General features: G+C 35.4%; 12 protein-coding genes. All 12 read left to right on the top strand.

What is annotated here, in order from left to right; all coding sequences use genetic code 11:
- The first annotated feature begins 103 nt into the window (after window positions 1–103).
- The 12 genes from FZF08_RS27970 to FZF08_RS31925 all read left to right on the top strand — a co-directional run bounded on the left by FZF08_RS27970 (window position 104) and on the right by FZF08_RS31925 (window position 14103).
- Window positions 104–904 (top strand): glycosyltransferase family 2 protein, encoded by an 801-nt coding sequence (locus FZF08_RS27970; RefSeq protein WP_159476925.1) that lies wholly within the window; start codon window positions 104–106, stop codon window positions 902–904.
- 203 nt (window positions 905–1107) lie between these two features.
- Window positions 1108–1527: a hypothetical protein gene (locus tag FZF08_RS27965; protein WP_159476922.1), complete on the top strand. Its 420-nt coding sequence runs from the start codon at window positions 1108–1110 to the stop codon at window positions 1525–1527.
- A gap of 58 nt (window positions 1528–1585) precedes the next feature.
- Window positions 1586–2671 (top strand): glycosyltransferase family 4 protein, encoded by a 1086-nt coding sequence (locus FZF08_RS27960; RefSeq protein WP_159476919.1) that lies wholly within the window; start codon window positions 1586–1588, stop codon window positions 2669–2671.
- A 19-nt stretch (window positions 2672–2690) separates the two neighbouring features.
- A complete protein-coding gene (locus FZF08_RS27955; RefSeq protein WP_159476916.1) occupies window positions 2691–3806 on the top strand; it encodes a glycosyltransferase in 1116 nt (371 codons plus the stop codon).
- 127 nt (window positions 3807–3933) lie between these two features.
- The gene (locus FZF08_RS27950; RefSeq protein ID WP_159476914.1) at window positions 3934–5094 is read left to right on the top strand and encodes a glycosyltransferase family 4 protein; all 1161 of its coding nucleotides are present in this window, start codon (window positions 3934–3936) and stop codon (window positions 5092–5094) included.
- A gap of 101 nt (window positions 5095–5195) precedes the next feature.
- On the top strand, window positions 5196–6989 hold the full coding sequence (locus tag FZF08_RS27945; RefSeq protein ID WP_159476911.1) for a right-handed parallel beta-helix repeat-containing protein: 1794 nt from the start codon (window positions 5196–5198) through the stop codon (window positions 6987–6989).
- Window positions 6986–8077 (top strand): acyltransferase, encoded by a 1092-nt coding sequence (locus tag FZF08_RS27940; RefSeq protein WP_159476908.1) that lies wholly within the window; start codon window positions 6986–6988, stop codon window positions 8075–8077. Before FZF08_RS27945 ends, FZF08_RS27940 begins: the two co-directional genes overlap by 4 nt.
- Before the next feature lie 154 nt (window positions 8078–8231).
- Complete coding sequence (locus FZF08_RS27935; RefSeq protein ID WP_159476905.1) at window positions 8232–8984, top strand: WecB/TagA/CpsF family glycosyltransferase; 753 nt, start codon at window positions 8232–8234, stop codon at window positions 8982–8984.
- Between the two features lie 595 nt (window positions 8985–9579).
- Window positions 9580–10944 carry a sugar transferase gene (locus FZF08_RS27930; RefSeq protein ID WP_159476902.1) on the top strand — a complete coding sequence of 455 codons (1365 nt, stop codon included), beginning with the start codon at window positions 9580–9582 and terminating at the stop codon, window positions 10942–10944.
- A 123-nt stretch (window positions 10945–11067) separates the two neighbouring features.
- A complete protein-coding gene (locus tag FZF08_RS27925; RefSeq protein ID WP_159476882.1) occupies window positions 11068–12105 on the top strand; it encodes a hypothetical protein in 1038 nt (345 codons plus the stop codon).
- A gap of 14 nt (window positions 12106–12119) precedes the next feature.
- The gene (locus FZF08_RS31930; protein ID WP_229216727.1) at window positions 12120–12986 is read left to right on the top strand and encodes a YjbH domain-containing protein; all 867 of its coding nucleotides are present in this window, start codon (window positions 12120–12122) and stop codon (window positions 12984–12986) included.
- Window positions 12976–14103, top strand: coding sequence for a YjbH domain-containing protein (locus FZF08_RS31925; protein ID WP_229216726.1), 1128 nt, complete (start codon window positions 12976–12978; stop codon window positions 14101–14103). Before FZF08_RS31930 ends, FZF08_RS31925 begins: the two co-directional genes overlap by 11 nt.
- The last annotated feature ends 39 nt before the right edge of the window (window positions 14104–14142 follow it).

The following is a 14142-nucleotide window of genomic DNA, read 5'->3' as shown; positions in this document are numbered from 1 at the left end:
ACTAAATATAAAGGCGGACAAATGCATATTACATATGAGAATGTATTTGTCTTTCCAAAAAGATTTTTCGATCTCCAATAATAGTTATAAAATTTATTACAAAATGAAGGTTTCAATAATTACAGTTTCCTATAATCAGGGGGAGTTTATTAGGGCAAATATTGAGTCCGTCCTATCCCAAGGTTATGACGATGTTGAACATATAATAATTGATGCAGGTTCAACTGATGAAACCATTTCAATCTTAAAAGAATATCCTCATCTAAATTGGATATCAGAAAAAGATAAGGGGCAATCTGATGGCTTAAATAAGGGGTTTAGGAAAGCGACAGGCGATATAATATCCTGGATTAACAGCGATGATATCTTGACTGCAAATTCCCTTATAAATGTTACCGAATTCCTCAAAAACAACAAAGACGAAATTGGAGTAATAGGAGATCTGGAGTTAATAGATGAAAATGGAGAACATCTAAAAACGATCATAAGTCATTCAGTGATTTATAAGGATATGGTCAGCAAGCAAAGAGGGATTACCCAAGGATCTATATTTTTCAAGAGATCAGTTTTCGAGAAGATTGGCTATTTGGATGAAACCCTTCATTATGCAATGGACTTCGATTTTTTTCTACGGGTATCACAAATTAGAACTATTCCTTACATTAATAAAACACTTGCTGCCCTGCGAATACAATCTGGATCAAAGACTACAAATATGTTTGTTAAATTTCGATACGATCACTTAAAAATCGCAAAAAAACACAATGCATCTATATTTAGTAAAGGAGTTTTAGACGATGTTTTTTTTATTTTAACCAATCCATTAAGAAATAATACTTTGATTAGAAATACCATTAGAAAGATAAAAGGTATGCCTCCATGGAATCCTTCAGAATTCAATTAATTTCTAAGACATACCCTCATTGAAAATTTAGGCCTATGCGGTTAATAACAGAATTACTAATTACGGATTTAATTCAAGCCAAAATTCTAAAAACTGCCGAAAAAGTAGGGACGCTTAGAATTATTAATTTGCTTCTAAGGTATAGAACTGCTCGGATACATTATGCAATTAGACTACGGTCGAGTAGTCAATCTATATTGAGATTGATTTCGAAAATCTATCTTGATAGTTTTCATATTGAAATAGGTACAAAATGTAAAATTGGCCGTTATTTCTGGCTCCCTCATCCCAGGTGTATCATTATCGCTGACTTCGTGGTTATCGGAGAGCATGTTCATGTTGGGCAATATGTCACAATTGGTGGTAATTTCAAGAAAACCAAAATTTTAGCAGATGGGGCAATACAGAAGTTACCAATACTAGGGAACAGAATAAATATTCATCCTGGCGCAGTAATAGGCGGGCCGGTATCTATCGGAAACGACGTTATAATAGGGGCTAATGCAGTAATTACTCATGACGTTGCTAACAATTCAATGGCTTTTGGTCAAAATCAAATAGCAAGGAAAAAGATAGTTTTACCTAACGAAGGCGGGAGCTATTCTGATTTATCGGATTTTTGAAATTGCAAAATTTCAATGCATTTTATTCAAGACAACGTTAGATTATTTAAAGGATTTTATGGCAAAGATATTAAGCGTAATTTCAGTTTGCGGCAAAACAGGTGGTACCACAATTAAACTTAAAAAATTAGTTGAGGAGTCTATTCACGATCACTATGTATATTTTGCCTTATATGATAAAGACATAATAAAGGATTATCCTGAAAATAAAAAGTGGTTTGCATCCGATAAAGTAAAAGTATTCGAGGGCTTTTATGGGCGGAATTTTATTCAATACTCAATGGATATTATTAAAATTGCCAAAGAAAACCAGATTGATGTGATTCACTTTTATTTCAATTTTGAAAACACATTTGCGCCTTTGGTTAAATTATTCTACCCCAAAGCAACCCTGATTCGATCCATTGTAGGTTATGACGAGCCATTAAGTAAAGCAAGATCATTCGTCTTAAATCAGGTTTTGAAGCCTGTTGATCATGTGATATTTATATCAAATTATATCAAGAAGTTATACATTAACGATTATAAATCCTTAGAAAAAAAACCTTCTACAATTATTTATAATGCCGGAATACAGGTGACCGATAACATTTCTAATCCGGTAGATAGAACTGATCTGGTATCCGTTTCAGGCCTTTGCCAACGAAAAAATTTAGGGGTTTTAGTAAAGGCAATGGAACAAGTTGTAGATAAATTCCCTGATCAGAAATTATATATTGTTGGTGATGGTCCTTCCAGAAAAGAGATTGAGACTTTAATTGAAGAATTAGATTTAAAAAACAATGTAATTCTAGTAGGTTATTCCACAAAGATTACTGAATATCTGAACAAATGTAAAATTTACGTTCACCCGGCAGATACCGAAGGCTTTGGAATTGCAGTTACGGAAGCAATGTACATGAAAAGTCCAGCCATAGTTTCTAATGCCGGTGCTTTGCCGGAATTAGTTTCACAGGACAAAACGGGCTTAATAGTGGATCCGTATGATCCAAATGAATGGGCACAACAAATAATTTTTCTTTTAGAGCATGAAGATATAAGACTTGCCATGGCGAATGAATCACATGAGAGAGCAACGTCAGTTTTTCCTCTTGAAGCATTTATTAATAACCATGATGATTTGTATAGTAAGTCTAACCAATAGCAAATAAAAAACATCAGGTGTGAGAAATTTACTGATCTTTCATTCAGCATTAGCTCCTTACAGAGTTGATTTTTTTAATGATTTAGCGCTCAAATTTAATTTAACTGTCATTTTTTTGTCAAGAAATGTAAGAAATCAAAATTTTGATGAGAATAAACTTTTCTCAGGTGCCAACTTTAACTATTATTTTTTAGATAAAAAAATTGTCATAAAAGATAGAGACCTAAATTTTGGCTACTGGCCCTACATTTCAAAATTTAAACCAGATATAGTAATTGGTGGTGAATATGGATTACCGACATTGATGCCGCTACTATATCGTATAGTTTTCAACAAGAAGTTTAAGCTATACACAATTTGCGATGATAGTATACAAATTGCAGAAAGCTGCGGCGGGGCAAGAAAATTGTTCAGAGACTTTCTAGCTCCCCGTCTGGATGGAATTATCCTGGTTAATGAGAAGGTGTCAAATTGGTATAACTCAAAGTTTAATCTAAAAAATCCCCCGATTGTTTTCCCTATAATTAGAGATGAAGTGAAGTATCGCGAAAGTGTGGGAAAAAGCTTGAATTTTTCAAAAAAATATCTAAAAGAATATAACTTAGAAAGAAAAATAAATTTATTATTTGTTGGCAGGCTAGCCAAAGTCAAAAACATATCTGCTCTTATGAAATGTTTTGATCAAATTGCCAACAATGATATTTCCCTGATTATTGTTGGTGAGGGCCCGGAAAGAGATGAATTGTATAAATTAAAGGAGTCGCTAAGGAATAAGGATTTAATAAATTTTGTAGGAAGGTTTGAAGGAGAAGAATTGATGGGATGGTATAACTGTTCTGATATATTTATACTGCCAAGTACTTATGAGCCTTTTGGAGCGGTTGTAAACGAGGCATTACTTTCCGGTTGTTATGTATTATGCTCAAAATATGCCGGAGCAACTTCTTTAATTGACAAGTCCAATGGGTATATTGTTGATACCATCAATGAAAACGAGTTTAAATCAGCCTTGTTGAAACTAATTAAAAAAGTACACCACAAGCTACCAGAAGACTTGGATGGTATTAGGCCTTCTAAAATGAATGTTTATTACAAAGACTGTATGTCTTTGCTAGTCGAAAGAATAAATATGTAATTGAGGTTGTGCGTATAACTTTATTTGAAGTAAAAATTGCGGAGGGCATTTCAGCAACTTTTCAACATCTTACAATTGTCAGTATATGAACTGCTATTACTAATTAAATCTTATTCTCAACGTAACTTTGAAAGTCTTTCTAATTCATACCTACTACTCGAAAAAAGGTGGTGAAGACGCAGTCTTTAAACAAGAACTGTCTCTTCTGGAAAAGGTCACTAATGTAAATTCGCAGTCTTATCAAAATAGTACCGGTTTAAAAGGTCTAATACTTTTTCTAAAAAGTGTATGGAATTTAAGAGTGGCCAAAGATTTAAAGGAACGATTACTCTCTTTAAGACCTGATATAATCCATATTCATAATTGGCACTTTGCAACGGGGCCGCTGGTAATTCGAGTTGCTAATAGTTTAGGAATCAAGGTGATTTTGACAATACATAATTATCGTTTATTATGTCCCTCAGCTACATTAATGCACAATAATAAGCTATTTTTAAATAGTGTAAACGTTTCTTTTCCATGGAAAGCAGTAAGGTTGAAAGTTTACCGTAATTCTAGTCTGCAAACATTTTGGTTAAGCTTTATAATTTGGTTTCATAAAAAAATAGGAACCTGGTCTATGGTGGATCAATATATATGTCTTACAGCATTTTCAAAAAATCTTTTTCATAATTCCTCCTTTAACATTGCTGAAGAAAAGTTTTCGATTAAACCAAACTTTGTGAAAATTCCTGAAAAGTTTGACATAGAAAGACAAAAACACTTTTTATTTGTCGGGCGATTATCAGAAGAAAAAGGCTTGCAGATGCTTATAAACACATTTATTAAAACTAATCTCATCATTAAAATTGCAGGAGAAGGGCCATTACAAAAGTACTTGCTTGAAGTAGCTTCGACTAATAAAAATATAATTTATTTGGGTGCTCTTGACAGTGAAAGTATTCAGATCGAAATGCAATCATGCACAGCACTGGTTTTTCCGTCCATATGGTACGAAGGGATGCCAATGACTATATTGGAAGCTTTTTCCTTGGGAACTCCAGTCATTGCTTCAAACATTGGAGCGATGGCAACGATGATTACCCCTAATTTTAATGGGTTGCACTTTGAAGTAAATAATGAAAAAGACTTACTTGAAAAAATAACTTATTGGAATTTCTTACCACAAATTACTCAGGATGTATATTATTCCAATTCGTATTCTACATTTTTAGAAAATTACACACCTGAAATAAACCTGCAAAAACTTTTGGAAGTTTATGTAAAGGTTTTGAAAGTGGACAGATAAAGTATAATTCGATTTCATTTTTAAAATACACTTTTCCTTGACATTCTTTAAACATTAAATGCATCAAAATGAAGTATTATCTTCTTATCTACATTTCTTGTATGCTAGCTTCTCATAACCTCTACTCACAAAAAGTGGTAGAATATTACGTTTCCAAAAGTGGACTTGACAAGGCATCAGGAACTATTAAAGATCCCTTTAATAGTATCTTAAAAGCACAGGAACAAGTTCGGCATGACAGATTATTAAAAAATACTAATTTTAGAATCATCTTGCGAGAAGGTATTTATGAGTTAAACAAACCACTTACTTTTAACACTTTAGATGGCTCTGATTCAAATTACGAGACGGAATACATCGCTTTTTCAGGCGAGAAAGTTAGTATAAGTGGCGGAAGACAATTGAAAGGAAATTGGGTAATGACAAAAAATAAGAATATATGGAAGTTGAAAATTGATGGATTTACTTCTCAAAAAGATAAATTCCGAAGTCTGTTTATAGAGGGTACAAGATTAAAAAGAGCCTCCTCGGACACCTTATTCAGTAAAGGGCCACTTCCCGGGTTTCCGTTAATAAAAAGAAACGACTTTAATGCTTTGAGCCGACTAATTAAAGATTCCATTGAAGTTTTTTGCGGGTTTTCTTATGACAACCACTCTTTAGATCAGATGGTGGATTTATCATCCGCTGAAGTGATAGTTTATAATAGTTGGGAAGCTTCATGGCACAGTATTAGAAAATTAGATAAAGAAAATCAGTATATATATTTTAGAAATCCTGCCACATACCCTGTCGGATTTTACTCCAATAAAGTTCCTTACCGAGTCGAAAATTCCAAGGATTTTTTAGACTCACCAGGAGAATGGATACTCGATTACAGTAGTGGTGAAGTTTTTTATTTCGTAAATAAAAATGAAAATCCTAATAAATTGAAATTTACTATTCCGGTTTTGGATAAATTGGTTACAATTAAAGGGTATAGTGCAAATCGTAGATATGTTAGCAATATCAAATTCGAAAATATAGACTTCATTTATTCAAAGTCAGCCTGGGGTGTAAACGGCATTCCTAAAATTGATAAAGCAATAAATTTGCAAAAGTTTTCTTGGATAAGATTCAATGAAGGTTTTTCATCGAATCAAACCGCCATAGATTGCGGTGAAGCGATACTAATGCAAAATGCATCTAATTGCTCCTTTATAAACTGCTCCTTCTCCCATCTAGGAAATTATGCGATAAGAATTGGTGAGTTCTCAAAGAGTTGCATAATACAAAACTGTAATGTTTGGGATAACGGTGGCGGAGGCGTTATTGTTGGATTTAATCTTCTTGGAGGAAAGAAAAGAAACCTATCAGAACAAATTTCCCCTTCGTATAACAAAATTATAAATTGTAATATTTATAGCTGCGGTGTTGTTTTTCCATCAGCGGTGGGGATTGGCGTGATGCAGGCTAATAATACAATTATTGAATCAAATACGATCACTGATCTTCCTTATACTGGAATAAGCGTTGGATGGACATTTTCTGAGGTTGATAATTACACTTTTAACAATTCAATTACTGATAATCAAATAGCAAAAGTGATGACGGTATTGGCAGACGGTGGCGGGATTTATACTCTTGGTAAACAAACCGGTTCTGTTTACAAAAGAAATATTATACGCGATGTTTTCAGGTCTAATCGAGCAATCGGCTCATTCAACAACGGTTTCTTTTTTGATCAAGGCTCGTCTGACTTTCTAGTAGATAGTAATGTGGTCTTTAATATTAAAAATCAAGATTATAGATTTAATAAAACTGACTCTTCCAAGATAATTATGGGCATCAATTATTTTGAGAAAACTGGTAAAAACAAAGACTTGCTTACCTTAAAAAAACAAAATATAAAATGAACAAACGATTTACAGTCCTGGATTCATTTCGAGGTTTATTCGCCTATATTGTAGCAATTTGTCACTTCAAAGCTGCTGGCCCCATAAGTAATCTTCTTATTATTCAGAAAGGATCGCATTTTGTAGATTTTTTCTTTGTATTAAGTGGATTTATTATTTATCACAATTACGCTCACTTGTCTGTCGGCTCTGCGCAAATTAAGTTTATGAAAAATAGATTTTATAGGCTTTATCCTCTGCATATATTAATGCTGGTTATTTTTTTATTATTGGAAATTGGAAAGTTTCTATTATTCAGCCAGGGAATATTCAAAAGTCCGGTTTTTGAAAAAAATAATATCACTTCTTTTATTGTCAATCTATTTTTTCTACAATCCTTTAACATCACTCCAATATCCTGGAATTATCCCAGCTGGAGTATAAGTGCAGAGATTGTCGCTTACATAGTATTTTGTTTAACGATTGTCTACGTCAACAAAGTAACTCGCAGTTATCGAATAATTGCTTTTGTAGCTATTTCCATAATTTCTTTATATTTAATTAAAGTGACAAATGGAAGTTACAATCTAGAAATTACCAGTAACTTCAGCATGTTCAGGTGTATGTTTGGATTTTTCATTGGATGTGCTGCATATGAATTTTATTCTGTCGTCAATGGCTCGGGAATGGTTAAGCATTCAACCATACTGGAAATTCTAACATTGTCATTAAGCCTTTTAGCAACAATGTATTTGCCAGAATCATATAATTTTCTTCTTCCATTGATATATTCATTTACGATCATATGTTTTGCGTTTGAGCTAGGAAAAGTCGCGAGTTGGCTATCCAATAATTTCTTCAAGCAATTAGGGGAACTGTCCTATTCAATTTATATGACTCATGCAGCAATAGCTATACTATTTGAAATTATATTAAAAGTATTTAGAATTGATTCCCCCTATTTACTAACATTTATATTACCAATATATTTATTAACTATATTTAAAGTATCAAAACTTACCTACAAATATGTTGAAGTGGGTTTTAGACAGAAATTACAGCCTAAAAAAACTGGTGTGATTATTCCAATCGAATCAATTAAAATTTGACATAATTCTTTTAATTTTTATATAAATTTTTATTATCACTTACCAAGTGATTCAACTTGTTATTAAAAATACAAGTGGCATAGGAATACCATTTGCACTTTTATAAATTCGCATTAATATTCAACGTTCTTAAATTAAAGATTGTTTTTTTAAGATGAAGAAATTCATAATCAGTCTCAACATTACCACGGGAAGCTACCAAATGTTTATTGATAATATTCTTAGTCTTATCAATGAAATTAATTCTTGCTATATCTGTGTAGCTAATGTACACATGCTTGTAGAAGCGCATAACGATCCTGAATTTGCATCCATCGTAAATAAAGCAGCGATTACTACTCCAGATGGTATGCCTCTGGTTTGGAGCATGAATCTCCTCCACGGAATAAAACAAGACCGTGTTGCAGGCATGGATCTGCTACCTGATTTACTGACTGAAACGCAAAAACAAAAAATTCCTGTTTATTTTTATGGCGGTACCCAGGAAATGCTCGATAAAACTGAACAGTTCATGTATACGAATTATCCCGGTTCTGTCATTGCAGGTTTACATAGTCCTCCATTTCGCCCGCTAACAAAAATTGAAGAAGATTATGTCGCTGAAAAAATAAACAAAAGCGGAGCGAGACTCCTTTTTGTTGCATTAGGGTGCCCTAAACAAGAAAAATGGATGGCCAGCATGAAAGGTCGCGTTATGATGCCAATGATTGGAATTGGCGGTGCTCTTCCTGTAATGGTTGGACTTCAGAAACGTGCACCTGAATGGTTTCAGAAAGCCAGCCTAGAGTGGTTATTCAGGCTTTCCCAAGAGCCTAAACGTCTATTTCGCCGATATGCAGTTACCAATACTAAGTTTTTATTTCTGCTTTTTTCTGCCAAAGTAAGACAACTGCTTTTTGGAGTGTAAATTATTACCTGAAAAGTACTTAGATAGTATAATTCATTAAATCCATTTCTACGGGTTCCAAATACCAAACGATAATGTACGCTGACCTAGCATGTTTGCGAATTTACCTCAGCAATTTACAACTTCAATGAACTAATGAAGTGCATTCTTGTACGAAGTATGATTATTATTGTTTTATGCTTGTTTATATCCGTTCATCCACTATTACTTCTAAAAAGATATTGAAGTTAAAGACAGATCATATAGATTTCATAAAATAATACTACAAAAATTATAGAAAATTTATAGTAAGTAATCAAGAATCATTGGTTATTTTTCCATTTAGCCAATCTTTAATGAATTGATTTTCAATCTAATACATTATTTTTTATTGAATGGTATTGGGATTTACCAAAGATTTGTCGTAAACTTGTTAAAACTATCCAACTACACCTAGTGTGAAATAATTACTACACATTGTTGATGATAAATACGATTTTTGAAATATAGTTTTAAGTATGATCGGCTAAAATAAAGAAGAATATAAATACGTAGTAGTCTTTCAAGATCATTACAAAGTAGTACTAACAACATACTCAACGTTATTTTTAAAATCATGAAAAATCGCTATCCCGGGCTCCTCCCCAAGGCCCATCTATGGACAGATCTCGTCCTGCTTAATGGGGCCTTTCTCTTTGCTTATTCAGTACGTTTTGGAAATCTGTCAAACCTGTTTGAAAATCAGTATGTTAACTTATTGCTGGTATCAAATTTGCTTTGGATATTTGTTATCTACTCTTTAAAAACATATTTTTTTACCAGACTTTCCTACAATTTCAATAACCAGATCGGTAATCTTTTTAAAGCCACACTGATTCACGCCGCGGCGATTATGGCCTTTTTGTATCTTACACAAAAAGGAGATGATTATTCAAGGCAACAGTTTGTGATGACCTATGGCATGTTTGTTGTCCTGGCTATTACAGTTCGTGCGGCAACCGTTTTATCTTTAAAATTGTACCGTCAGGCAGGTTATAATTTCAGTCGCTATGCCATCGTGGGCAAGGGTGATCTGGCCTCACTGATCCGTGGGTTTTACAATGAGCGTAAAGAACTGGGTTATCGTTTCTGCGGTATGTATGAATTTAACGACCACAGAGACGAACTGGCAAATCTGGAAGCACTCATGAGTACTGAGAAGCTGGATTATGTATACTGCTGTCTGTCAGAAATGTCCGATGAACAGGTTAAAGGTGTGATCAAACTTGGAGAACGCCAGAAAACACAAATCCGCCTCGTTCCTGATTTTCGCGGATTCATGACCAACATGGCTACGATTGAGTATCATGACATGTACCCGATCATTCAGGTTAATACAAAACCATTTTCCAGCGTCAACGAACAAACTTTAAAACGCACTTTCGATCTGATCTTTTCAAGTGTTGTGATGATCCTAGGTGCGCCTGTATTCCTGGCCGTTATGGCTGCTGTCAAAATTTCGTCTCCGGGACCCGTATTCTATCGCCAAAAACGTTGCGGACAATGGGGGGAAATGTTTGAAATCTACAAATTTCGCAGCATGTGCCTGAATGCAGATAAAATGGGGCAGCATTCTACGGGTGACAATGACCCGCGTATAACACCTATTGGCAGGATCATGCGTAAAACAAGACTGGATGAATTGCCACAATTCTTCAATGTGTTAAAGGGTGATATGTCTGTGGTTGGTCCGCGCCCTCTCTACAAGTACGATGTGGATATGCTGATGGAAGCAGAACCACATGATTTTCAACGCTTGTTGACGGTGAAACCTGGTATTACGTCGATTGGTCAGATCAACGTTGGTTATGCGGACACGGTTGCAAAAAATGTTGAAAGATTGAAATACGACCTCCAATACTTAAAAACATACAGTGTACTCGAAGATATCAACCTGATTTTTAAAACCATGCAGGTGATGGTGTTGGGCAGAGGACAGTGATCTGACTCATATTTAGTAAACCAGCAAAGAAGAACTGCAACTACCTCTGAGTGTTTTGAACTTTTGTATTTATGTAAATAAATAATGTAAACTATTAATTCCACAAATCAATTTTACTCGCAAATGAAAAAACGTACAATCAAATTAGCAGTACTGAGTCTGATGATGACGGCAGTTCTGTTCAACTGTAAGAAGGATGATACTGATCCTACGGCTCCGGATACTAAAATTACGGATCAGTTAAAGGCAATTACAATGCCAACAGTAGCAATCGATGCACCTGTTGTTCCCGCCATCACAGCAGCAAGCGTAGCAGCGTCTGCGCAGGCTACGGAAGTGAACGGTGCTTTAGGAGGTATTGCGGCTTCCGGAACAGTACCTGCAAGTGTAACTGCTGCTTCGTCTGCGGTATCAACAGCACTATCTGCATCTGATGTTGCTGCTTTAAATTCAGTATCTTCTGAAACCTTGGCTGCGATCTCAAAAGGAGGACCTGTACCGGCTGATTTGAAAGTTGCTCTTGACAAAGCAAAAGCAAATCCGGCGTTGGCTGCATATTTTCCAAAATTCACTTTTCCTGCTGTTGCCGGTGTAGCACTAACGGGAACTCGTATCGGAACTACCGATGCTGTTGAGAAAGTTGAAAAAACGGCTGCTGCTATTGACGAGTGTCAGGCCGCAGCTGCTGCTATCTTCAATCCGGTAAAAAAAGCATTGGATGACTCAAAAGCTGCACAGACAAAAGCTGTAAATGATGCGTATACTGCTGCTGTTGCTCTTATCGCTCCAGCACAGACTGCTTGTGAAAGCACTCCTACTTCAACGGCAGTATACGATGATTTCAGAACACAGGCTAATGCACAGGCATCTTCTGCTCTTGCTGCGCTTTCTGGTGCAAAAGCTGTTTTAGGTGCTCAGTACGACCTGATTGTAGCATTGACAAACGTTTCATTAATTGATGCGCTTGACACAATTAATCAAATGCAAAAAGCTGGTGGTAAAACTTGTGCAGCAGTTACAACAGCTGCTACTGCCAATGCGGCCACAGCTAAAGCGAATAATCAGGCGAAGGTAGATGCAGCTTACAACACTGCTCTTACACAAGCTAATGCGCTTAACACGCAAGCTTTGGCAACATGCCATAACCAAGGTTCTATCTAATCAGATACCAGTTTATGAATCGAAATCTAACAAAATCTATTTATAGGTTAGTTGGTTACATTCACATATTCAATACTAAAAAGGGCAATAGGTTATTGCCCTTTTTAGTATTTTTTTGTGTAAGTAGCTACTCCTATGGTCAAATGAATATTTCAGGAAAGCCAGGATTAATCTACGTTCCTACCGCCGTTGAAACTAAAAACGGATCTTTCATATTTGGCTATGTACATAACCCTATTGATTATAGCTTTAGAAGAAACGGCCAACATTCCGAAAGCACGTATTATATTAATTTAACCATTTTCTCGCGTTTGGACATCAATCTAAATTTAATGAGGATGAATGGTAATATAGCACATGCGGATAAAGGAATTGGAGACAGACAGCTTGATTTTAAATATCTTATTTTAAAAGAAAAAAAATACCAGCCCTCCCTTGCTGTTTTTGTATCAGCGCCCTTTGGTATAGACAACTCCTTTACATCAAATGCAATTGTCGCAACGAAAACGTTTAAGTTCACCAACAACATTTCAGCTCAGGTAACAGGCGGTTATGGAAGTCCTTATTACTTCAAACGTGACGAATCTGAAAAAACCAACTATAATATTTTTGAAGGGCTTTCTTTAAAGAATAAGAAGGATTTAAAATACCGATATCTATCGGGTCCGATTGGTGGCGTTAATCTTCGTTATGCGAAAAAAGGTGGGATCATGTTTGAGTGGGATTCCCAGCATTTTAATATAGGAGCATACGGCGTTCTTTTTAAAAAGTGGACCATCCAGGCAGGTGTTATGAATTTCGACCAGATTACATTTGGTACCTCTTATGCACTTAATCTTAAATCGCTTCCCAAGCGCCTAAAACAAGCGAATGAAAATTAATATACTATTTACAGGTATTCTTGTTGCGTTTATATCTTCTGTTTCCATGGCGCAAACAGCTCAGAGTGAAGCAATAAGGAAATCGTTATGGCTCAATTACGAAAATACAACATTGGATTCCATCAATGGAAAAGTTTATTATGAACAACGTATTGATAGAAATCCTTTGTACGGATTATTGGAAATGCGCAAATCGCTTGCGAACAAACGGTTTACAGAATATCTCCCAATGTTCCAGGGAGTTATTATAGCTAATTATAAACTTGGCCCTAAAATTACTGCAAGTGTTCCTACGCTGGAAGAAAGGGAAAAGCAACGTATCAAATTCCTTCCCCACCCGAGTCGCTACAAATTTGATTTTTGGATACAACCGGAATTCTCTGCTATTTTCGGATATAGAGATCAGGTTGTTCAGAGTAACACCAGCATACTCTTGCAAACCCAATTTTATTTGTGGCAGGGCATGGTTTTAAATGCCGGAATTCTGTTTCCAATAACCAATGACAAAGATGGGCATGAAAAAATAATACGCCCTGCTCCTGTTTTCCTGAATCAGTTTTTTGCATTTGGGAAAAATTTCGTGAGTGCCTCGGCTGGATATTTCTACAATGATCAATATGGAGTTAATGTTCAATACCGACACGCTGACATGACTTCTCCTTTGTCGTATGGACTTGAAGCAGGACTAACAGGTAAGTATTATTATGCAAAAGATGGTATTTACACAGGACCTCTTGAACAGTTATTCTTACAGGCAGATGTTGCATATCGCCTCAACCGACCGGATGTAACGATGAAGTTATCCGGAGGGCAATATCTTTGGAAAGATCGTGGTGTGAGAGTAGATTTGATCCGCCAATTTACAAACGTAGAGATTGGTGTTTATGCCATGAAAACGAATAATGGATCTACCGCAGGATTTAACTTCATCATCCCAATTCCACCAGGAAAGATTTTGCAAGGAAAAAATGCAAGACTAAGAACAGCGGATCAATTTCGTGCAGAATACTCTTACACACGCGGATTCCAGATTGGGGAACGTTATCGTACGGGCTATCAACTGGATCAAAAACTTAGACAATACCACACCAATTATCTGAACAGTCAAAGAGAATAACTAGCTAATATTCTAACTTTGCCAGGAAACATTAACACT

The sequence above is a fragment of the Dyadobacter sp. 3J3 genome (assembly GCF_009801115.1).
In the GTDB taxonomy this organism is placed as follows: domain Bacteria; phylum Bacteroidota; class Bacteroidia; order Cytophagales; family Spirosomataceae; genus Dyadobacter.
This window is presented reverse-complemented; position numbering and strand designations above follow the sequence as displayed.